This window comes from Streptomyces sp. NPDC096132, from assembly GCF_044763345.1.
Lineage (GTDB): Bacteria > Actinomycetota > Actinomycetes > Streptomycetales > Streptomycetaceae > Streptomyces.
The window spans coordinates 160,677-180,494 of the sequence record NZ_JBIWGA010000001.1 but is presented as its reverse complement, the minus strand read 5'-3'; the positions used below and the strand labels follow the sequence as shown (position 1 = coordinate 180,494).

At 69.9% G+C, this 19,818-nt stretch carries 20 protein-coding genes and 1 tRNA gene; 9 read left to right on the top strand and 12 right to left on the bottom strand.

What is annotated here, in order from left to right:
* The first annotated feature begins 39 nt into the window (after window positions 1–39).
* The gene (locus tag ACIRF9_RS00800; RefSeq protein ID WP_403814232.1) at window positions 40–1,521 is read left to right on the top strand and encodes an alginate lyase family protein; all 1,482 of its coding nucleotides are present in this window, start codon (window positions 40–42) and stop codon (window positions 1,519–1,521) included.
* A 319-nt stretch (window positions 1,522–1,840) separates the two neighbouring features.
* Here ACIRF9_RS00800 and ACIRF9_RS00795 read toward each other — a convergent pair whose 3' ends face one another.
* A complete protein-coding gene (locus ACIRF9_RS00795; RefSeq protein WP_403814230.1) occupies window positions 1,841–3,163 on the bottom strand; it encodes a DUF445 domain-containing protein in 1,323 nt (440 codons plus the stop codon).
* A 178-nt stretch (window positions 3,164–3,341) separates the two neighbouring features.
* Between ACIRF9_RS00795 and ACIRF9_RS00790 the strand changes: the two genes are divergently transcribed.
* Window positions 3,342–4,700 carry an SGNH/GDSL hydrolase family protein gene (locus ACIRF9_RS00790; RefSeq protein WP_403814228.1) on the top strand — a complete coding sequence of 453 codons (1,359 nt, stop codon included), beginning with the start codon at window positions 3,342–3,344 and terminating at the stop codon, window positions 4,698–4,700.
* Between the two features lie 5 nt (window positions 4,701–4,705).
* Here ACIRF9_RS00790 and ACIRF9_RS00785 read toward each other — a convergent pair whose 3' ends face one another.
* From ACIRF9_RS00785 to ACIRF9_RS00770, 4 genes are all read right to left on the bottom strand, one after another.
* On the bottom strand, window positions 4,706–5,419 hold the full coding sequence (locus ACIRF9_RS00785) for a DUF1707 domain-containing protein (protein ID WP_403814225.1): 714 nt from the start codon (window positions 5,417–5,419) through the stop codon (window positions 4,706–4,708).
* A gap of 9 nt (window positions 5,420–5,428) precedes the next feature.
* Entirely contained in the window at window positions 5,429–6,460 is a 1,032-nt protein-coding gene (locus ACIRF9_RS00780; protein ID WP_403814222.1) for an ATP-binding cassette domain-containing protein, read from the bottom strand.
* Window positions 6,461–6,462: 2 nt separating this feature from the next.
* Window positions 6,463–7,227 (bottom strand): ABC transporter permease, encoded by a 765-nt coding sequence (locus ACIRF9_RS00775; protein ID WP_403816055.1) that lies wholly within the window; start codon window positions 7,225–7,227, stop codon window positions 6,463–6,465.
* Between the two features lie 139 nt (window positions 7,228–7,366).
* On the bottom strand, window positions 7,367–8,167 hold the full coding sequence (locus tag ACIRF9_RS00770; protein WP_403814219.1) for an ABC transporter permease: 801 nt from the start codon (window positions 8,165–8,167) through the stop codon (window positions 7,367–7,369).
* A 213-nt stretch (window positions 8,168–8,380) separates the two neighbouring features.
* Here ACIRF9_RS00770 and ACIRF9_RS00765 point away from each other — a divergent pair, with 213 nt between their 5' ends.
* Window positions 8,381–10,789 carry a transglycosylase domain-containing protein gene (locus ACIRF9_RS00765; RefSeq protein ID WP_403814216.1) on the top strand — a complete coding sequence of 803 codons (2,409 nt, stop codon included), beginning with the start codon at window positions 8,381–8,383 and terminating at the stop codon, window positions 10,787–10,789.
* A 183-nt stretch (window positions 10,790–10,972) separates the two neighbouring features.
* Here ACIRF9_RS00765 and ACIRF9_RS00760 read toward each other — a convergent pair whose 3' ends face one another.
* Entirely contained in the window at window positions 10,973–11,275 is a 303-nt protein-coding gene (locus ACIRF9_RS00760; protein ID WP_179123375.1) for a co-chaperone GroES, read from the bottom strand.
* A gap of 107 nt (window positions 11,276–11,382) precedes the next feature.
* Complete coding sequence (locus ACIRF9_RS00755; protein ID WP_403814213.1) at window positions 11,383–11,712, bottom strand: DUF3618 domain-containing protein; 330 nt, start codon at window positions 11,710–11,712, stop codon at window positions 11,383–11,385.
* 96 nt (window positions 11,713–11,808) lie between these two features.
* On the opposite strand from ACIRF9_RS00755, the gene bcp reads away from it, so the two are divergent.
* The 4 genes from bcp to ACIRF9_RS00735 all read left to right on the top strand — a co-directional run bounded on the left by bcp (window position 11,809) and on the right by ACIRF9_RS00735 (window position 13,772).
* Window positions 11,809–12,276 carry a thioredoxin-dependent thiol peroxidase gene (gene bcp / locus ACIRF9_RS00750; protein ID WP_403814211.1) on the top strand — a complete coding sequence of 156 codons (468 nt, stop codon included), beginning with the start codon at window positions 11,809–11,811 and terminating at the stop codon, window positions 12,274–12,276.
* 175 nt (window positions 12,277–12,451) lie between these two features.
* Window positions 12,452–13,156, top strand: a complete 705-nt coding sequence (locus ACIRF9_RS00745) for a 2OG-Fe(II) oxygenase (RefSeq protein WP_403814208.1) — start codon at window positions 12,452–12,454, stop codon at window positions 13,154–13,156.
* 113 nt (window positions 13,157–13,269) lie between these two features.
* Entirely contained in the window at window positions 13,270–13,530 is a 261-nt protein-coding gene (locus ACIRF9_RS00740; RefSeq protein WP_403814205.1) for a hypothetical protein, read from the top strand.
* A gap of 155 nt (window positions 13,531–13,685) precedes the next feature.
* Window positions 13,686–13,772: transfer RNA gene (locus ACIRF9_RS00735), tRNA-Leu, on the top strand.
* Window positions 13,773–13,788: 16 nt separating this feature from the next.
* Here ACIRF9_RS00735 and rdgB read toward each other — a convergent pair.
* From rdgB to ACIRF9_RS00715, 4 genes are all read right to left on the bottom strand, one after another.
* Window positions 13,789–14,391 carry an RdgB/HAM1 family non-canonical purine NTP pyrophosphatase gene (gene rdgB, locus ACIRF9_RS00730; protein ID WP_403814202.1) on the bottom strand — a complete coding sequence of 201 codons (603 nt, stop codon included), beginning with the start codon at window positions 14,389–14,391 and terminating at the stop codon, window positions 13,789–13,791.
* Window positions 14,392–14,424: 33 nt separating this feature from the next.
* Window positions 14,425–14,838, bottom strand: coding sequence for a hypothetical protein (locus tag ACIRF9_RS00725; RefSeq protein ID WP_403816052.1), 414 nt, complete (start codon window positions 14,836–14,838; stop codon window positions 14,425–14,427).
* A 96-nt stretch (window positions 14,839–14,934) separates the two neighbouring features.
* The gene (gene rph, locus ACIRF9_RS00720; RefSeq protein ID WP_403814199.1) at window positions 14,935–15,672 is read right to left on the bottom strand and encodes a ribonuclease PH; all 738 of its coding nucleotides are present in this window, start codon (window positions 15,670–15,672) and stop codon (window positions 14,935–14,937) included.
* Window positions 15,673–15,755: 83 nt separating this feature from the next.
* The gene (locus ACIRF9_RS00715) at window positions 15,756–15,989 is read right to left on the bottom strand and encodes a glucose PTS transporter subunit EIIB (protein WP_133915021.1); all 234 of its coding nucleotides are present in this window, start codon (window positions 15,987–15,989) and stop codon (window positions 15,756–15,758) included.
* Between the two features lie 127 nt (window positions 15,990–16,116).
* On the opposite strand from ACIRF9_RS00715, the gene ACIRF9_RS00710 reads away from it, so the two are divergent.
* On the top strand, window positions 16,117–17,409 hold the full coding sequence (locus tag ACIRF9_RS00710) for a PTS transporter subunit EIIC (protein ID WP_403814196.1): 1,293 nt from the start codon (window positions 16,117–16,119) through the stop codon (window positions 17,407–17,409).
* 93 nt (window positions 17,410–17,502) lie between these two features.
* Window positions 17,503–18,753 carry a PTS transporter subunit EIIC gene (locus tag ACIRF9_RS00705; RefSeq protein ID WP_403814194.1) on the top strand — a complete coding sequence of 417 codons (1,251 nt, stop codon included), beginning with the start codon at window positions 17,503–17,505 and terminating at the stop codon, window positions 18,751–18,753.
* 102 nt (window positions 18,754–18,855) lie between these two features.
* On the opposite strand, the gene ACIRF9_RS00700 is transcribed toward ACIRF9_RS00705, so the two are convergent.
* Window positions 18,856–19,608, bottom strand: a complete 753-nt coding sequence (locus ACIRF9_RS00700; protein ID WP_403814191.1) for an MBL fold metallo-hydrolase — start codon at window positions 19,606–19,608, stop codon at window positions 18,856–18,858.
* Window positions 19,609–19,818: the final 210 nt, after the last annotated feature.

The following is a 19,818-nucleotide window of genomic DNA, read 5'->3' as shown; positions in this document are numbered from 1 at the left end:
TTTTCGTTATCGGTGCGGGGCCTGCCCGTCTCCCTGGGCATGCACCTGACTCGACCTCGACAGATCAGCCGCCGGAGCGTTTTGAAGGCCGCGGGCGTGGCGGCCGGGGCCGCCGCGGTCGGTGCCGCCACGGCCCCGCCGGCCGCCGCGGCCGGCTACGCGCACCCCGGTCTGCTGCACACCCGCGCCGACCTGGAGCGGATGGCCGCCAAGGTGAAGGCGGGGGCCGCGCCCTACACGGCCGGGTACGCCAAGCTGACCGCCAACCGGCACGCGCAGAGCGGCTGGGCGGCGAACCCGCAGACGACCGTGGTCCGGGGAGGCACCGGCCAGAACTACGCGATCCTCTACAACGACCTCCACGCCGCGTACCAGAACGGCCTGCGGTATCACGTCAGCGGCGACAGCGCGCACGCGGACACCGCCGTCGCGATCCTCAACGCCTGGTCGGCGAAGCTGACTTCGCTCGCGGGCAACGCCGACCGGTTCCTGGCCGCAGGACTGTACGGCTACCAGGCCGCCAACGCCGCCGAGCTCGTCCGTGACCGGCCGGACTTCGAGCTCGAACGCTTCCAGAAGATGCTGACGTCCGTCTTCTCCCCGCTGAGCGAGAGCTTCCTGGTCAAGCACAACGGCGCCGTCGTCACCAACTACTGGCCCAACTGGGACCTCACGGCCATGGCCTGCGTCCTGGCCACCGGCATCTTCTGCGACGACACGGCGAAGGTCGAGCAGGCCGTGGAGTACTTCAAGCACGGTGCCGGGCTCGGCTCGGTGAAGAACGCCATCCCCGTCGTGCAGGAGGACGGCCTCGCCGAGTGGCTGGAGGCCGGGCGCGACCAGGGGCACGCGCTGCTCGGGGTCGGGCTGATGGGCACGTTCTGCGAGATGGCGTGGAACCAGGGCATCGATCTGTACGGCTACGACGACAGCCGCTTCCTCAAGGGTGCCCAGTACGTGGCCAAGTGGAGCTTGGGCGGCGAGGTGAGCTACACCGCCAATACCCGTAAGAAGGGCGCGATCGGGGGGTGGTCGGGTACCGAGACGGCGGCCGACGCGGCGGGGGTGGACCCTGCGATGACCCGGCCCATCTGGGCGATGATCGCCAATCACTACACCAAGCGGCGGGGGGTGTCCGCGCCCTACCTCACGCGGATCGCGGCGAAGGCGGCGCCCGAGGGGGGTGGTGGGGACTACGGGCCCAACAGCGGGGGCTACGACCAGCTCGGGTTCGGGACGCTGGCGTTCACGCGGGACAGGGTCGCGTCCGCCGGCGCTGCGTCCGGGACGCCCTCGCCCTCCGCGAGCGGCTCGTCGGCGGCAGCGGATCCGTCGCCCACGGCCCCAGCTGCCGCCTCGGCCTCCGCCTCTGCGACGGCTGCTTCCGGCAAGGGCGGTGACCTCGCGGCCACCGGCTCCAGCGATGTCGTCGCCTGGACCGCGACCACCGGCCTCACGGCCCTCGCGGGAGGCTTGTTGCTGCTGCGACGGAGGGACCGGGCCAGGCGGGCGGCCGAGTAGGCGCCGCCTGCTGGCGCGGGCCGGGGGTGGGTCGAGGCGCTGCCCGCTGAGGGGTGCCGCCGCGCCCACCCTCCCCCACTCTCGGCTTCGCTCGAGCGGGGGACCCCCATCGCCCCAGCGACACGACTGCCCGCGGCTCAGCAGATACGGCAGCCGCCGCCGGGAGGGCGCCAGCCCCGCGACACGACTGCCCGCGGCTCAGCAGATACGGCAGCCGCCGCCAGGTGGGCGCCAGCCCCGCGACACGACTGCCCGCGCTGGGGAGGTGTGACGGCCGCCGCCGGGTGGGCGGCACGACTGCCCTCGGCCGGGGTGCGGCCTACGCCCCCAGCGCCCGCGCCACCGTGTAGATCAGCAGGCCCGCCAGTGAGCCCACCACCGTGCCGTTGATCCGGATGAACTGGAGGTCACGGCCGATGTTGGCCTCGATCTTGCGGGTCGTGTGCTCGGGGTCCCAGCTCGCCACCGTGTCGGTGATCAGGGAGGTGATCTCCTTCCGGTACGTCGTCACGACGTGCACCGCCGCGCCCTCGACCCAGCTGTCGACCTTCGCCTGCACCTTGGGCTCGGTCGCCATCCGCCGGCCCAGCGTGAGCAGCGAGGCCCGCACCCGCAGCCGCAGCTCGCTGCGCTCGTCCTCGGCGGCCGCCACGATCATGGAGCGGACGGCGGTCCAGGCGGACGCGATCAGGTCCTGGACCTCGCCCCGGCCCAGCACCTCGCCCTTGAGCCGCTCCACCCGCGCCCGGGTGTCGGTGTCGGACTGCAGGTCGGAGGCGAAGTCGGCGAGGAAGCGGTCCAGGGCGCCCCGGGCCGGGTGGGACGGCATGTCCCGCATCTCGGCGCAGAACCGCAGCAGCTCCTTGTAGACCCGTTCGCCGACCTTCCGGTCGACGAAACGCGGCGTCCAGCCGGGCGCGCCGCCCTGCACCGCGTCCATCACCGAGTCGCCGTGGAACACGAGCCAGTCGTGCGCCCGGGACACCACGAGGTCCACGGCCCGCCGGTGGCCGCCGTCCGCGACGACCCTGTCCAGCATCTTGCCTATGCCGGGCGCGACCTCCTGGGCGTCGGCCCGCCGGGTGATCGCCTCCCCGACCACCGCCTGCACGTCCGAGTCGCGCAGCACGGTCAGGGCGCCCCTGAGGGCCGTCGCCAGCTCCTCGGTCACCCGGTCCGCGTGCTCCGGCTCCGCGAGCCAGGCACCGAGCCGGGTGCCGATGCCGACGGCGCGCAGCCGCTGCCGTACGACGTCCTCGGAGAGGAAGTTCTCGCCGACGAACTCGCCGAGCGAGACGCCCAGCTGGTCCTTCTTGTTCGGGATGATCGCGGTGTGCGGGATGGGCAGGCCGAGCGGGTGCCGGAACAGGGCCGTGACCGCGAACCAGTCGGCGAGCGCGCCCACCATGCCCGCCTCCGCGGCCGCCGCCACATACCCGGCCCAGGCGCCGGCGCCCTGGTGGGAGGCCCACTCGGCCAGCACGTAGACCACGGCGACGAACAGCAGCAGCCCGGCCGCGGTGAGCTTCATGCGCCGCACCCCGCGCTGCTTCTCCTCGTCGGCCGCGCTGAAGACGGTCATGGCGCGATACGACGCGCGTGCCGGGTCCGTCACGGTCGGTTCCGCTTCCGTACGATCCATCAACTCCACCCGTTCCCCATCCCCCGCGTCCCGCACGCAAACATTGTCCCTACTTGACCGACTCCTGGAACGGAACAAGAGTTCCCGGCGTCATTCAAACGGGGGACTCAACGGTGAGAACTCCTACGCAGGACCTTCGGAGCGGCACAGCTCCCTCACCGAGGAGAACCGGACCCGCATGACCAGGCAGTACGCCGGGGGTGTGGGGGTGTCCCCCACACGGCACGGCGCCCTTCTGGGCGCGATCGTCGCGCTTGTCGTGGCCCTGTCCACGGCGCTGTACGTCGGAGTCGCCGCCGACCACGGCCCCGGCCGCCGCGCGGACAGCGCCCTGGCCGCACCGGCCGCGCCCGACGACCCGGCCGCCCCCGTCTCCACCGGCGTCTGGGCCGGCACCTGGGCCGCCTCCCCCGTCGGCGGCGAACCGGGCACCGGGACCACCGGTATGGCGGGCCGCACCGTCCGCAACGTCGTGCACACCAGTGTCGGCGGTACGAGTGCCCGCGTCACGCTGTCCAATCTCTACGGCACCCGCCCGCTGACCGTCACCCACGCCACCCTCGCTGTCGCCGCCGGCGACGACAGCGCGGCGGCGGCCACCGGCACCCTGCGCCGGCTCACCTTCGGCGGCGCCGCCACGGTCACCGTCCCGCCCGGCGGCGAGACCGTCAGCGACGCCGTCTCCGTCACCCTCCCGCACGACTCCGACATCCTCGTCAGCACCTACTCCCCCACCTCCTCCGGCCCCGTCACCTACCACCCGCACGCGCGGCAGACGAGCTATGTCGCCGACGGCGAGCACACCGAGGACGAGACGGGCGCCGCGTACACCGGCACCACCGAGTACTGGCGCTACCTCACCGCGCTCGACGTCCTCAGCAACGAGGCCGACGGCACCGTCGTCGCCTTCGGCGACTCCATCACCGACGGGATCACCTCCACCGCGGGCGCCGACCGCCGCTGGCCCGACGTCCTCGCCGACCGCCTGCGCACCACCGTGCGGTCCGGCGGGGACGCGCCCCGCTACGGCGTCGTCAACGAGGGCATCAGCGGCAACCAGGTCCTCGCCGACGACCCCCGCCGGGGCGCCAGTGGCCTCAACCGCTTCGAACGGGACGTCCTCGGCCGTACGAACGTCAAGGTCGTCGTCATCGACCTGGGCATCAACGACATCCTCCGCAACCCCCGGCTGGCCGACCCGGACGCGGTCGTGGCCGGCCTGCGCACGCTCGTGGACCGCGCCCACGCCCGTGGCATCAAGGTCGTCGGCAGCACCCTGACCCCGTTCCGCGGCCACCGCGGCTACACCGACGCCCGCGAGGGCGTGCGACAGCGGATCAACGAGGCGATACGCGAGGGCGGCGTGTACGACGCCGTCGTCGACTTCGACCAGGCCCTGAGGGACCCCTACGACCCCAGAAGCCTGAGCGACGACTACGACTCGGGCGACCACCTCCACCCGAGCGACCGGGGGTACCGGGTGATGGCGGAAACGCTGGACCTGGAGGACCTGAAGGGCACGGCTGTTCCCGCGTAACCGGATCAGTGCCCCAAGTGACGGTCCCGGTCCCGACGCCCCTCGCGCAGCTCCGCCCGCGCAGCCTTCCGCTCCAGCTTCGCCTGCCGCCGGGCTGCCCGCGTCAGCTTGCGCTCCACACCGACCCCGCCCCAGAAGGCGAACCCGGTGACGATCACCCGAGGCGCCCCCGGTTCCCCCGGCACCCCCGTCTCCCGCTGGTCGAAGCCCCCCATGATCCCGATCCCCCGGACGACGACCTCCACCCCCGGCGGCACCACGATCTGCACCCCGCCCATGATCGCCACACAGTTGATCTCGACCTCACCGGCGGCGAAGTCCGCCTCCCGCAGGTCGATCTCCCCGCCGCCCCAGAAGGCGAAGCAGTTGAACCGCCGGGGCACGATCCAGCGGCCCTTGCGCTGGAAGCCGGACATCACGGCCACGGCCCACGTCGACGACCCCTCGCCGCCCGTGATCCGCCCGGCCCAACTCCCGTCCGCCGGCGGATCCTTCCGCAGCGACACCACGGGCGGCGCAGGCGTCACCCCGGCGACCGGCAGGTCACGGGTGATCGGCGCCAACTCCCCGTACGTCCGCGCCTGATACGTCTGCTCCAGCCGCTCCTCGAACTCCGTCATGTCGAGACGGCCCTCGGCGAGGGCGTCCCGCAGGACCTCGGCGACCCGCTCCCGATCGGCGTCGGAGGCGCGGAGGTCCGGGACTGCGTCGTCGGTCATGTCAGCAGCCTACGAGCTCTGCGCGCCCGGCACTACGGTCTCCCGTTCCGGCGGGGGTTTGGGGGTGTCCCCCAACGAGTACAGCATGCGCGCGATCACGGCCTCGATGTCCGGCTCGCGGACCGACAGATCCACCAGGGGATACTCCGCCGCGATCCGCGCCACCAGCGGAGCCGCCGACTCCGATGCCGGGAACGCCAGCCACTGCCGCGGCCCCTCCACCCTCACCACCTGCGCGCCGACCACCTCGATCGGCGGCAGCTCCCGCTCCAGGTCCACCACCAGGGTCCGCTCGCTCTCGCCCGCCTCGTGCAGACCGGCGAGCGCACCGTCGTAGACCAGGCGCCCGTGGTCGATGACCATCACCCGGGAGCACAGCTGCTCGATGTCCTGGAGGTCGTGCGTGGTGAGCAGGACCGTCGTGCCGCGCTCGGCGTTCAGCTCGCGCAGGAACTCCCGCACCCGCGCCTTGGACACGACGTCCAGGCCGATCGTCGGCTCGTCGAGGTACAGCACCTCGGGATCGTGCAGCAGGGCCGCCGCGATGTCGCCGCGCATCCGCTGGCCGAGCGAGAGCTGCCGTACGGGGACGTCCAACAGGTCGGCGAGATCGAGGAGTTCGACCAGACGGTCGAGGTTCTCGCGGTAACGGGCGTCCGGGATGCGGTACATGCGGTGCATCAGCCGGTAGGAGTCGATCAGGGGGAGGTCCCACCACAGGGTCGTACGCTGCCCGAACACCACCCCGATGCGGTGCGCCAGGCGCGTCCGCTCCCGCGACGGGTCGATGCCCGCGACCCGCAGCCGGCCGCCGCTCGGCACCAGGATGCCGGTGAGCATCTTGATGGTCGTCGACTTCCCGGCGCCGTTCGGCCCGATGTAGCCGACCATCTCGCCGCGCGCCACGGTGAAGGAGATCGCGTCGACGGCCCGCACCCGCCGCACCTCCCGCTTCAGGAAGCCGGTCTTCTTGCGCACGTCGAAGACCTTCTCCACCCGGTCCAGTTCGATGAACGCGTGCTCAGCACTGTTGTCTGCCACGGCTAACTCCCCGTACTCCGATACGACCTGAGCCCCGCCCGCCACGCCAGCCCGGCCCCCGTCCAGCACACCACCGCCACCAACGGCGGCGCGAACGCCGCCCACTCGGGCAGCCCCAGCGGATACGGCCGGCCCAGCACATGGGCCGCGGGCACCCAGTTGACGAAGGCCAGCGGGAACATGAACGTCACCCCGCGCACCAGCTCCTTGCCGAAGATCGTCGGCGGATACTGCAGCAGCGTCTGACCGCCGTACGTAAACGCGCTCTGCACCTCGGAGGCGTCCTGCGCCACGAACTGGAAGGCCGCGCCCGCCACGAAGACCGCCGAGAAGATCACCCCGCCACAGACCACCATCACCGGCACCAGCAGCACCTTCGACGGCGTCCAGCCGACGTCCAGCGCGACCAGCGCATAGCCCAGGACCAGGATCCCCTGGGTGATACGGCCCAGCCGGCGCAGCGCGAACCGGTCCGCGGCGACCTGCGCCAGCACCGGCGCCGGCCGCACCAGCAGTGTGTCGAGCGTGCCGTCCCGCACCCGGGTGCCCAGCCGGCCCGCCGAACCGATCATCAGGTCCGCGATCCCGAAGGACGTCGCCGACAGCCCGTACAGCAGCGCGACCTCGGGCAGCGTGTAGCCGCCGAGGGTGTCCACCCGGGAGAACATCAGCAAGATCGCGACAAAGTCCAGCCCGGTCACCAGCGCCCCGCCGAAGGCCGTCATCACGAACGACACCCGGTAGGCCAGCGTGGAGCGGATCCACATCCCGGCGATCAGCCGGTAGGCCCGCAGCCCCTCCGCGAGACGGTTGCCCCCGGTGAGCGGAAAGTCCTCCACCGACCGGATGTTCTCCACCGCCCGGACGTCCTCCACCGCCCGGACGTCCTCCACCGACCGGATGTTCTCACCCACCCTGCACCACCACCCGGCGCGTCGCCGCCGACTGCACCAGCCGCCCCGCCGCCAGCAGCACCACCGCCCACACCGCCTGGAAGGCGAACACCGGCAGCGCGTCCGCCTCCCCCATCAGCAGATCCGCCGGCATCTGCAACTGCGCCGCCCACGGCAGCGCCCGTACGACCTCGCCGAGCCCGCCCGGGAAGGCGTTCAGCGGCAGCGTCATCCCCGAGCAGAAGATGCCGGTGACCATCAGCACCTGCAGCGCCCCCTGACTGTCCATCAGCCAGAAACCGCTCAACGCCACCAGGAACCGGATCCCGAAACTGACCACCATCGCCAGCGACAGCGCCACGAGAAAGGCCAGCCACGTCACCGGATCGTCCGGAAGCGCCGACGGGAAGAACAACACCCCGAACACGAACGGGATCACCCCCCGCCCCAGCAGCTGGAACAGCGCCCGCCCCAGGTCGTTCGCCAGCCACCACGCCTGCAGATCGGCCGGGCGGTACAGATCGATCGCGATCTCACCCGTACGGACGCGTTCCATGAGATCGATCTCGAAGCCGCCGCCCTGGATCGCCAGCGTCGCGTACAGCGCCTGGCCCAGCCAGACGAAGGTGACCGCCTGCGCCTGGTCGTAGCCCCCGAGGTGCGGCCGCTCGTCCCACAACGCCAGGTATGTGTAGACGAGGATCAGGCCGAAAACGGTGTTGGTGAACACCCCTGCGGCGGTCGCCGCCCGATAGGTCGCGTACCTTCTGAAACCCCCCGCTGCGACGGCCGCGTACAACCGCGCCGAACCCACGGCAACCTTCCTCCTCGCCCGTTCGTCCACCTCTACGACACCGAAGCGCAGGAGCCTAGTCCGCGGGCACTGTGACGTGCCACGCGTTTTCGGGCACAACGCGTGCCGATTGCCGGGAACGGAACGCTTGGTGCGAGAGTCTTCAACAGGGGACGCAGAAGGCGTACGAGACGTACGGGAACGTACGACGCGAAACAGGAGTCCGAGCAACACATGAGTGACGAGCCGCAGCCGCAGCAGCCGACCGAGGGCTGGGCACCGGGTGAACCGCCGGGGGACGCCAAGAAGCCCAAGCGTCCCAAGCGCACCGGCTGGCGGCGGCTGATCCCCACCTGGCGCATGGTGCTCGGCACCTTCGTCCTCGGAGTGCTGCTCCTCGTCGGCCTGTTCTACCTCGGCTACTCCACGGTCAAGATCCCGCCGGCCAACGCGCTCGCCACCAAGCAGTCCAACGTCTACCTGTACGCGGACGGCACCGAGATCGCCCGCGACGGCGAGATCAACCGGGAGAACGTCGACCTCTCGCAGATCTCCAAGGACGCCCAGCACGCCGTACTCGCCGCCGAGGACCGCAACTTCTACAGCGAGTCCGCCGTCGACCCCAAGGCCATGCTCCGGGCCGGGTGGAACACCGCGACGGGCAAGGGCAAGCAGTCCGGCTCCACGATCACCCAGCAGTACGTCAAGAACTACTACCTCGCGCAGGAACAGACCGTCACCCGCAAGGTGAAGGAGTTCTTCATCGCGATCAAGCTGGACCGTGAGAAGTCCAAGGACGAGATCCTCGAGGGCTACCTCAACACCAGCTACTTCGGCCGCAACACCTACAGCATCCAGTCCGCCGCCAAGGCCTACTACGGCATCGACGCCGCCGAACTCACCGCCGCCCAGGGCGCGTACCTCGCCGCACTCGTCAACGCGCCCAGCGAGTACGACGTGATCGCCCACCCCGAGAACAAGAAGGCCGCCGAGGCCCGCTGGAACTACGTCCTCGACGGCATGGTCACCAAGGGCTGGCTCTCCGAGTCCGAGCGCCAGGGCATGAAGTTCCCCACGCCCAAGGAGACCTCCGGCGCCGACACCGGCATGTCCGGGCAGCGCGGCTACCTCGTCAACGCGATCAAGGACTACCTCAAGGACAACAAGATCGTCACCTCCGAGGACCTGGAGGCCGGCGGCTACCGCATCACCACCACCATCCAGAAGAAGAAGCAGGACGCCTTCGTCGACGCCGTCAACGACCAGCTGATGGACAAGCTCGACAAGAAGAACCGCAAGGTCGACACCTACGTCCGCGCGGGCGGCGCCGCCGTCGAGCCCAAGACCGGCAAGGTCCTCGCGATGTACGGCGGCATCGACTACATCAAGCAGTACACGAACAACGCCACCCGCCAGGACTTCCAGGTCGGCTCCACCTTCAAGCCCTTCGTGTTCACCTCGGCCGTCGAGAACGACTCCACCACCCAGGACGGCCGCACGATCACCCCGAACACGATCTACGACGGCACCAACAGGCGCCCCGTCCAGGGCTGGAGCGGCGGCACCTACGCGCCCGAGAACGAGGACTACGTCAACTACGGCAACATCACCGTGCGCCAGGCCACCGACAAGTCCGTGAACTCCGTGTACGCGCAGATGGCCGTCGACGTCGGCCCCGCCAAGGTCAAGCAGACCGCGATCGACCTCGGCCTGCCCACCGACACCCCCGACCTCCACCCCTACCCGTCCATCGCCCTGGGCACCGCCACCGCGAGCGTCCTCGACATGGCCGAGGCGTACGCCACGCTCGCCAACCACGGCAAGCACGGCACGTACACGATCATCGAGAAGGTCACCAAGGACGGCCAGAGCGTCGACCTGCCCAAGCGGAAGACCACCCAGGCCGTCAGCCGCGAGGCCGCCGACACCACGACCGCCGTCCTGCAGAGCGTCGTCAACAACGGCACGGCCACCGCCGCCCTCGCCGCCGGCCGCCCCGCCGCCGGCAAGACCGGCACCGCGGAGGAGGACCAGGCCGCCTGGTTCGCGGGCTACACCCCCGACCTGGCCACCGTCGTCGCCGTCATGGGCCAGGACCCCGAGACCGCCGCCCACAAGTCCCTCAAGGGCGCCATGGGCCTCGCCCGTATCAACGGGGGCGGCGCGCCGACCGAGATCTGGGCGCAGTTCATCAAGGAGGCCCTGAAGGGCACCACGGCCCACGACTTCGACCTCGACGTCCAGCCGGGCTCGGCCGACACCGGCATCCCCTCCAGCCCGTCCTCCCCGAGCCCCGGCACCGGTGGCTCCCCCACCCCCGGCGGTCAGGGCGACCAGGGTCAGACGCAGGGCCAGACCCAGGGCCAGACCAGCAGCGGCACGACGGACGGCGGCTCGACGACCTCCGGCACGGGCACCACCGACGGCGGCACCACCGACGGCAACACCTCCTCGGGCACCACCGACGGCAACACCTCCACCGGGACCGCCGACGGCGGCACCGGCGACGCCGGCACCTCCACGGGCACCGGCGACGCGGGCACCTCCACCGGCACCGGCGACGCGGGCACCCCGGGCAGCGGCTCGCAGGGCACGACGACGGGCACGGGCACGCAGCTCACGACCCGCAGGGAGCTGGACTAGGACACGGCTCAGTGGCCGCTGGTCGCCTTGAGACCGATCACGGCGACCAGGAACAGGGCGAGGAGCATGGCAGCGAAAGGGGCCGGTGACGATGGTCACCGGCCCCTTTCGCCGTCGATCTGCAGGTGCGTCGATCTGCAGGTGCGTCGATCTGCAGGTGCGTCGATCTGCAGGTACGTCGATCTACAGGTACAGGCCGGTCGTGTCCTCCGAGCCCTCGAACCGGTCCGCGGCCACCGCGTGCAGGTCGCGCTCCCGCATCAGCACATAGGCCACGCCCCGCACCTCCACCTCGGCCCGGTCCTCCGGGTCGTACAGGACCCGGTCGCCCGGCTCCACGGTCCGTACGTTCTGCCCCACCGCGACGACCTCCGCCCACGCCAGCCGACGGCCCACGGCCGCCGTCGCGGGAATCAGGATCCCGCCGCCGGAACGCCGCTCGCCCTCGCTCGCGTCCTGGCGCACCAGGACACGGTCGTGGAGCATCCGAATGGGAAGCTTGTCGTGCTGGGGACCGCTGTGGTCGCTTCTGTTACCGCTCACGCCTCGAACCTACCTGCCTTCGCCGTACGGGAACGCCGCCGGGTGGGCCGTTACGACTTCCGGCGCCGGGTGCTGAGGGCGAGCAGCCCGACCACACCGACCACGACGAGCGCCACCGGCACGACCCGCTCAAGCCGCGGCGCGCCGTCCTCGTCCACGAACTGCGCCCTGACGTCCGTCACGACCCGGTTGACCTGGACATAGGCCTTGCCGAGGGTGTGATCGACGTTGGCGACGACCTTGGCCTTGGCGTCCCCGACGATGGTCTTCGGGTGCACCCGCACCCCGATCTCGTCCAGCGTCTCGGCCAGCTTCACACGGCGGGCCTTGATGTCCGCCTCGATCTGCGCCGGGGTTCTGGTGTCCGACGTGTCCGCCACGGTAAGGCCTCCGAAATCACCGCTGATGCTTGTTCTGCACAGTCTGTCAGTTCCCGTCGTCCCCGCACTGTCAGGACCCCCGGTTACGCTGGACCGATGAGCGAGCGACTGCAGCCCGGGGACGTGGCCCCCGCCTTCACCCTCCCCGACGCCGACGGCAACGAGGTGTCCCTGTCGGACCACAAGGGCCGCAAGGTCATCGTGTACTTCTACCCGGCGGCCCTGACACCCGGCTGCACCAAGCAGGCCTGCGACTTCACCGACAACCTCGACCTCCTGGCCGGCGCCGGCTACGACGTCATCGGCATCTCCCCGGACAGCCCCGAGAAGCTCGGCAAGTTCCGCGAGAAGGAGTCCCTCAGGGTCACCCTCCTGGCCGACCCCGAGAAGACCGTCCTCGACGCGTACGGCGCCTTCGGCGAGAAGAAGAACTACGGCAAGACCTACCTGGGCGTCATCCGCTCCACGATCGTGGTCGACGAGGAGGGCAAGGTCGAACACGCCCTCTACAACGTCCGCGCGACGGGCCACGTGGCCAAGATCATCAAGGACCTCGGCATCTGAGTTCCCGCTTTCGCGATGCGCGCACGGCTGTCCGCCAACCGAATGCAGGAGGGTGACCGACCATCCGGACCGGTCGTTGCCGCGTGGGGGGTTTCGACAGAGCGGCATCCGCACCCCTTGGGCGGGTCGGCCCGTGCGGGCGGCCCGCTCAACGCGATCGCGAAGGCAGGGCACGATGACAGTGCAGGACACCACGACATCGACATCCGAGACGGAGGAGCTGTCGTCACACGTGTCGGCGGACGCGGTCTGGCGGCTTCCGGTGACGGTCTGCCGCATCACCGGCTTCCTGGGCGGGCGGACGTCGGCCACCCTGCTGGAGCGGGCCGTCGCCGCGGCCGGCGGCGGTCTGACACCGTCCACGGTCGACGGCAACAAGGTGATCCCGGCCGTACGTCGCTCCCGTTCGGGCGACTTCGCCGCGCCGGAGCTGCTGGCGGCCATCGACGAGGTGCTGGAGGCCGTCGAGCACACGCTCGGTGTCTCCTGCCGTGACACCGAGCCGAGTTACGGCCTCAACGTGCACAACGACGGCGACTTCTACGGCGTGCACCAGGACACCGATGGTGTCGGCTACGCCTCCGACCGTCTGCTCACCTTCGTCTACTACCTGCACGGCACCCCACGGCCCTTCCGGGGCGGCGCGTTGCGCGTGTTCGACGTGGCACTGCCGCTCGGCTCGGACCGGGTCGGGACGTGGGAGGACCGCACCTGGCGGGACTGGGAGCCCGAGCACGACAGCATCGTGTTCTTCCGGCCCACCGCCTGGCACGAGGTCCGCGAGGTCGGCTGCCCGAGCGGACGGCCCGAGGACAGCCGCTTCGCCGTCAACGGCTGGCTGTGCCGCCGCTCCGACAGCGCGGTTGAGCGGCACGGGTGAAATCGGGCCCGGCCCCGTGGCCTGTCGGTCCCCGCTGCCCCGTGCGCGGTGGGCGGCCCTGGAATTGTGGTCGAGACAGCGATGCCGAAACACCGACACGGAAAGGAGGCACAGTGATCAGGAAAGCGGCCGTCATCGTGGCAGCTGCCGGTGGTCTCGTCCTCGCGGACGCCGGCTGGGCCGTGGCCGACTCGGGCGAGCAGCACGGCTCACCCCAGGTCGTATGCGCCCTGGCCCAGGAGGCAGTGATGGGCAACTGCGGCAACACCTATGTCTTCGCGCCCAAGATCCTGGACAGCATCCTCAACCTCAGCCTGTTCAACCACGCCCCCGGGGTTCCCGGAGTTCCAGGAGTTCCCAGCCCCGCCCCGTAGCGGTGCCGAGTGCCCCGGCGGTCCCGGAACGCACGGCGCGCTCCGGGACCGCCGGGCGGGTCCGGCCTCCGCGTGACGGGCACGTGGCCAAGATCATCACGGAATCGGGGATCAGGGCAGGCCGCCCGGCAAGTAGCATGGCCGGGCAGTGTCAGGCGGCCGTGGTGGAACTGGCAGTCACGCTGGGTTTAGGTCCCAGTGGGGTAACTCCCGTGAGGGTTCGAGTCCCTCCGGCCGCACCATCATGCACGTGAGCTCCTACCCGAGGAGATCGCGTACGACGGGGACGAGCCCCCGGAACGCCTTCCCCCGGTGGCTGATCGCGTTCTTCTCCTCCGCGGAGAGCTCAGCGCAGGTGCGGGTGTCGCCGTCCGGCTGGAGGATCGGGTCGTAGCCGAAGCCGTTCGTGCCGGTGGGGCTGTGGCGCAGGGTGCCGGTCAGTCGGCCCTCGACGACCCGTTCCGTGCCGTCCGGGAGGGCGAGTGCCGCCGCGCAGGCGAAGTGGGCGCCGCGGTGTTCGTCGGCGATGTCGGAGAGTTGGGCGAGCAGCAGTTCCAGGTTGGCCCGGTCGTCGCCGTGGGTGCCGGACCAGCGGGCGGAGAAGATGCCGGGGGCGCCGTTCAGGACGTCGACGCAGAGGCCCGAGTCGTCGGCGACGGCCGGGAGGCCGGTGGCCCGGGCGAGGGCGTGGGCCTTGAGCAGGGCGTTCTCGGCGAACGTCACACCGGTTTCCTTGACGTCGGGGATCTCCGGGTAGGCGTCCGCGCCGACGAGGTCGTGCGGGAGACCTGCGTCGGCGAGGATCGACCTCAGTTCGGTGATCTTTCCGGCGTTGCGGGTGGCGAGGATCAGGCGGGTCATGTCCCCAGTATCCCGAGTCCCGGCATCGGGCCCCTACGGCGTGCAGACCTTCGTCAGTTCTCCCGCCGCGTCCGTGACCGGGCTGAGGTCGGGGGTGTTGTCGCCGTTCTCCACCGCCGTACGGACGTTGGTGACGGCCGTCTGAAGGTCGTCGACCGCCTTGTTGACGTCGGCGTTGTCGGTCTTGTCGCCGATCTCGTCGAGGTTGTTGTCGATGGAGGTGAGGGACTCCTCCAGTTGCGTCGGGTCGTTGGACGCGTTCTCGACGGCCTGCTGGAGTTCGGTGACGCTGTCGGCGATGGCGTCGGCGGTCTGGACGCAGTCCAGGGCCTTGTTGACGGCGTCGCAGCCGGTCACGGTGAAGCCCAGGGTGAGCGCGACGGCCGCGGCGCTCGCGGCGATGGCGGTACGGCGGCCTCGGCCCCGGTGTCGACGGCTCGCGGACATGGCCATTGCTGTGTTCCTCCCCGTTGGTGGTAATGCCGAAGACGCCGGGGGGCGCTGCGGGGTTGCCCCCGGGCAGCACCCCTCTTGGTCTGCGTTTTACTTTCCGAGGACGGTATCAAGTGCCGCGCGCTGGATGCGCGCGAGTTCCGTACAGCCGGAAACGGCCAGGTCCAGCAGGGAGTTGAGCTCGTCGCGGGCGAAGGGCTCGGCCTCCGCGGTGCCCTGGACCTCGACGAAGCGGCCGTCGCCGGTGCAGACGACGTTCATGTCCGTGTCCGCCCGGACGTCCTCCTCGTAGCAGAGGTCGAGGAGGGGGACCGAGCCGACGATGCCCACCGAGACCGCGGAGACGGTTCCGGTCAGCGGCTGGCGGCCGGCCTTGATCAGCTTCCTGCCCTGGGCCCAGGTGACGGCGTCGGCGAGGGCGACGTACGCGCCGGTGATGGCGGCCGTGCGGGTGCCGCCGTCGGCCTGGAGGACGTCGCAGTCGAGGACGATGGTGTTCTCGCCGAGCGCCTTGTAGTCGATGACCGCGCGCAGGGAGCGGCCGATGAGGCGGGAGATCTCGTGGGTGCGGCCGCCGATCTTGCCGCGGACGGACTCGCGGTCGCCGCGGGTGTTGGTGGCGCGGGGGAGCATGGCGTACTCGGCGGTGACCCAGCCCTCGCCGCTGCCCTTGCGCCAGCGGGGGACGCCTTCGGTGACGGAGGCGGTGCAGAGGACCTTGGTGTCGCCGAAGGAGACGAGGACGGAGCCTTCTGCGTGCTTGCTCCAGGCGCGTTCGATGGTGACGGGGCGGAGCTGGTCGGGGGTGCGGCCGTCGATGCGTGACATGGCGCCGAGCCTAGTCGTAGACGGGGAGGGGGCTCCTCCCCCGGTGGGAAGGAGCCCCCTCGTCCGTCGGTGAGCCGGGTGGCTCACATCATGTCTTCGATCTCCGCGGCGATGGGGTCGGCGTCGGTGCCGATGACGACCTGGATGGCGGTGCCCATCTTGACGACGCCGTGGGCGCCGGCGGCCTTGAGGGCGGCGTCGTCGACCAGCGAGGCGTCGGAGACCTCGGTGCGGAGACGGGTGATGCAGCCCTCGATCTCCTCGATGTTGTCGATGCCGCCGAGCCCGGCGACGATCTTCTCTGCCTTGGTGGCCATGTCGGTCTCCTCACGCACTGTTGGCCCAACTTCGCGAGCGATTGTGTCGTGCGTACCGAAAGATGACGTCACAGCAACCCAATCGTCGGTAACTGGTCTACACCACATGACAGGCGGTCGCCAACCCATGAGTTCCGACAGTGAGGTGAGTGCCGCCCGGGCGCGACGACAGCGCGCCTTCCAGGGACTGCAGAAGATGGGGCGGAGTCTGCAGCTGCCGATCGCGGTGCTGCCGGCGGCGGGGATCCTCAACCGGCTGGGACAGCCGGATGTGTTCGGGGACGAGGGGCTGGGGTGGGACGGCCTCTCGAAGGTGATGGCGGGTGCGGGCGGGGCGCTGCTGAACGCGGAGTTGGGGTTGCCGCTGCTGTTCTGTGTGGGTGTGGCCATCGGGATGGCGAAGAAGGCGGACGGTTCGACGGCGCTGGCGGCGGTGGCGGGGTTCCTCGTCTACTACAACGTGCTGCGCCAGTTCCCGGAGGACTGTCCGAGCGGGTCGACGGCGATTCCGAACATCGGCTGCCTGGCGACGGTCGACCAGACGGTCGTGGCGTTCACGTACGAGAATCCGGGGGTGTTCGGCGGGATCGTGATGGGGCTGCTGTCGGCGTTCTTCTGGCAGCGGTATCACCGTACGAAGCTGGTGGACTGGCTGGGCTTCTTCAACGGGCGGCGGCTGGTGCCGATCATCATGTCGTTCGTGGCGATCGGGTTCGCGGCGCTGTGTCTGTGGGTGTGGCCGCCGATCGGTGACGCGCTGGAGAGCTTCAGCGACTGGCTGGACGGGCTGGACGCGTGGGGTGCGGGAGTGTTCGGGGTCGCGAACCGGGCGCTGCTGGTGATCGGGCTGCACCAGTTCCTGAACGTGCCCATCTGGTTCCAGTTCGGCAGTTACACCAAGCCGGACGGGACGGTGGTGCACGGTGACATCAACATGTTCCTGGCGGGCGACCCGGGGGCCGGCCAGTTCACCTCGGGTTTCTTCCCGATCATGATGTTCGCGCTCCCGGCGGCGGCGCTCGCCATGACGCACACGGCCCGTCCGGAGCGCCGCAAGGAGGTCGGGGGGCTGATGCTGTCGGTCGCGCTGACCTCGTTCGTCACGGGGATCACCGAGCCGATCGAGTACTCGTTCCTGTTCGTCGCGCCGCTGCTGTACGCGGTGCACGCGCTGCTGACGGGGGCGTCGATGGCGGTGACGTGGGGGCTCGGGGTGCACGACGGTTTCAGCTTCTCCGCCGGGTTGATCGACTACGTCATCAACTGGAACCTCGCGACCAAGCCATGGGCGATCATCCCGATCGGGCTGTGCTTCGCGGCGGTCTACTACGTGGTCTTCCGCTTCGCGATCACCCGGTTCGATCTGAAAACGCCCGGCCGGGAGCGAGACGAAGAGCACGAAGACGTCACAAAGGCATAGCGCTCGCGCAGTGGGTTCCTTATGCGTTCTTCATCTGCTACAACATGGTCTACACCACTGAGTGGTGTAGACCATCACCCAGATGGAGGAACCATGACCACCGCCACCGCGCCTACGGCGGCCCCCTCGAAGAAGTGGGGATCCGGCCTGCTCCAGGGCCTGCAGAAGGTCGGCCGCAGCCTTCAGCTTCCCATCGCCGTGCTACCGGCGGCGGGCATCCTGCTCCGCCTCGGTCAGGCGGACGTGCAAGAAAAGCTCCACCTGCCGGACAAGGTCACGGCGGTGTTCGCCACGGCCGGCGGCGCCATCTTCGACAACCTCCCGATGCTGTTCTGTATCGGCGTCGCGATCGGCTTCGCCAAGAAGGCCGACGGCTCGACCGCCCTCGCCGCGCTGGTGGGCTTCCTGGTCTACAGCAACGTCCTGAAGGCGTTCCCGGTCACCGAGGCCAAGGTCCAGGCGGGCGCGGACATAGCCGCGACGTACAACAACCCCGGTGTTCTGGGCGGCATCCTGATGGGTCTGCTGTCCGCGGTGCTGTGGCAGCGCTACCACCGCAAGAAGCTGGTGGACTGGCTCGGCTTCTTCAACGGCCGCCGCCTGGTGCCGATCATCATGGCCTTCGTCGGCACGCTCATGGGTGTCTTCTTCGGCCTGGTCTGGAAGCCGATCGGCGAGGGCATCTCCGACGTCGGCGAGTGGATCACCGGTCTCGGGGCCTTCGGCGCCGCTCTGTTCGGTCTGATCAACCGCGCGCTGATCCCGGTCGGCATGCACCAGTTCGTGAACTCCGTCGCCTGGTTCCAGCTCGGTGACTTCAAGGAGGCCTCCGGCGACATCGTCCACGGCGACCTCACCCGCTTCTTCGCCGGGGACCCGACCGCCGGTCAGTTCATGACGGGCTTCTTCCCGATCATGATGTTCGGTCTGCCGGCCGCCGCGATCGCCATCGCCCACTCCGCCCGCCCCGAGCGCCGCAAGGCCGTGATGGGCATGATGATCTCCGTCGCGCTGACCTCGTTCGTGACCGGTGTGACCGAGCCGATCGAGTTCTCGTTCATGTTCATCGCCCCGCTGCTGTACGCCATCCACGCGGTGCTCACCGCGCTCTCCATGGCGGTCACCTGGGCGCTGGGTGTGCACACGGGCTTCACCTTCTCCGCGGGCTTCATCGACTACGCCCTGAACTGGAACCTCGCCACCAAGCCCTGGCTGATCATCCCCATCGGTCTGGTGTTCGGCGCGATCTACTACTTCGTCTTCCGCTTCGCCATCACGAAGTTCAACCTCCCCACCCCGGGCCGTGAGCCCGAGGAGGAGATCGAGGACCTCACCAAGGCGTAGCCGCCCGGTACGGAAAGGGCCCCGGAGCAGTCGTGCTCCGGGGCCTTCCGCTTGCCGTACGCCTGAACCTCGTACGGCCTGGATGCTTCGCTGACGACGCGTTCAGATCTCGTACGACACCCTCGGCGTCGCCAGTTCGACCGGGCCGTCGTAGACCTCGCGGGCGTCGGCGAGGTTGACCTGGGGGTCGGTCCACGGGGGGATGTGGGTGAGGACCAGGCGGCGGGCGCCCGCCCGGGCCGCCGTCTCTCCCGCCTCGCGGCCGTTGAGGTGCAGGTCGGGGATGTTCTCCTTGCCGTGCGTGAAGGCCGCCTCGCACAGGAAGAGGTCGGTGTCGCGGGCGAGTTCCTCCAACACCGGGGTGACGCCGGAGTCGCCGGAGTAGGTGAGCGACCGGCCGCCGTGCTCGACCCGGATGCCGTAGGCCTCGACAGGGTGGGCCACGCGTTCGGTGTGCACGGTGAACGGGCCGATGTCGAAGGTGGACGGCTTCACGGTGTGGAAGTCGAAGACCTCGCTCATCGAGGAGGCGGAGGGGGTGTCGGCGTAGGCCGTGGTCAGGCGGTGTTCGGTGCCTTCGGGGCCGTAGACCGGGATGGGGTCGCAGCGCCCGCCGTCATGGCGGTAGTAGCGCGCGACGAAATAGGCGCACATGTCGATGCAGTGGTCGGCGTGCAGGTGACTCAGGAAGATCGCGTCGAGGTCGTAGAGACCGCAGTGGCGCTGCAGCTCGCCCAGGGCGCCGTTGCCCATGTCGAGAAGCAGCCTGTAGCCGTCGGCCTCGACGAGGTAGCTCGAGCAGGCCGATTCCGCGGACGGGAACGACCCCGAGCAGCCGACGACGGTGAGCTTCATAAAGCAGAAACCTCCGCTGGCGGGATATGAAGAGAATAGAGAGATATGGGGCGACGGGGCTCGTGCGGTTTGTCGAGCGTAAGGCGCAAAACCCCGGGTCGCTCCTCCACCAGGGGCTGTTGTGGGCGAACTCACCTGTGCTGTCACCGGTTCGGCTGGAAGCGGGGCGCGCGAAGCGCGTGAGAGGGCGCGCATTGTCGTACGCGCGCC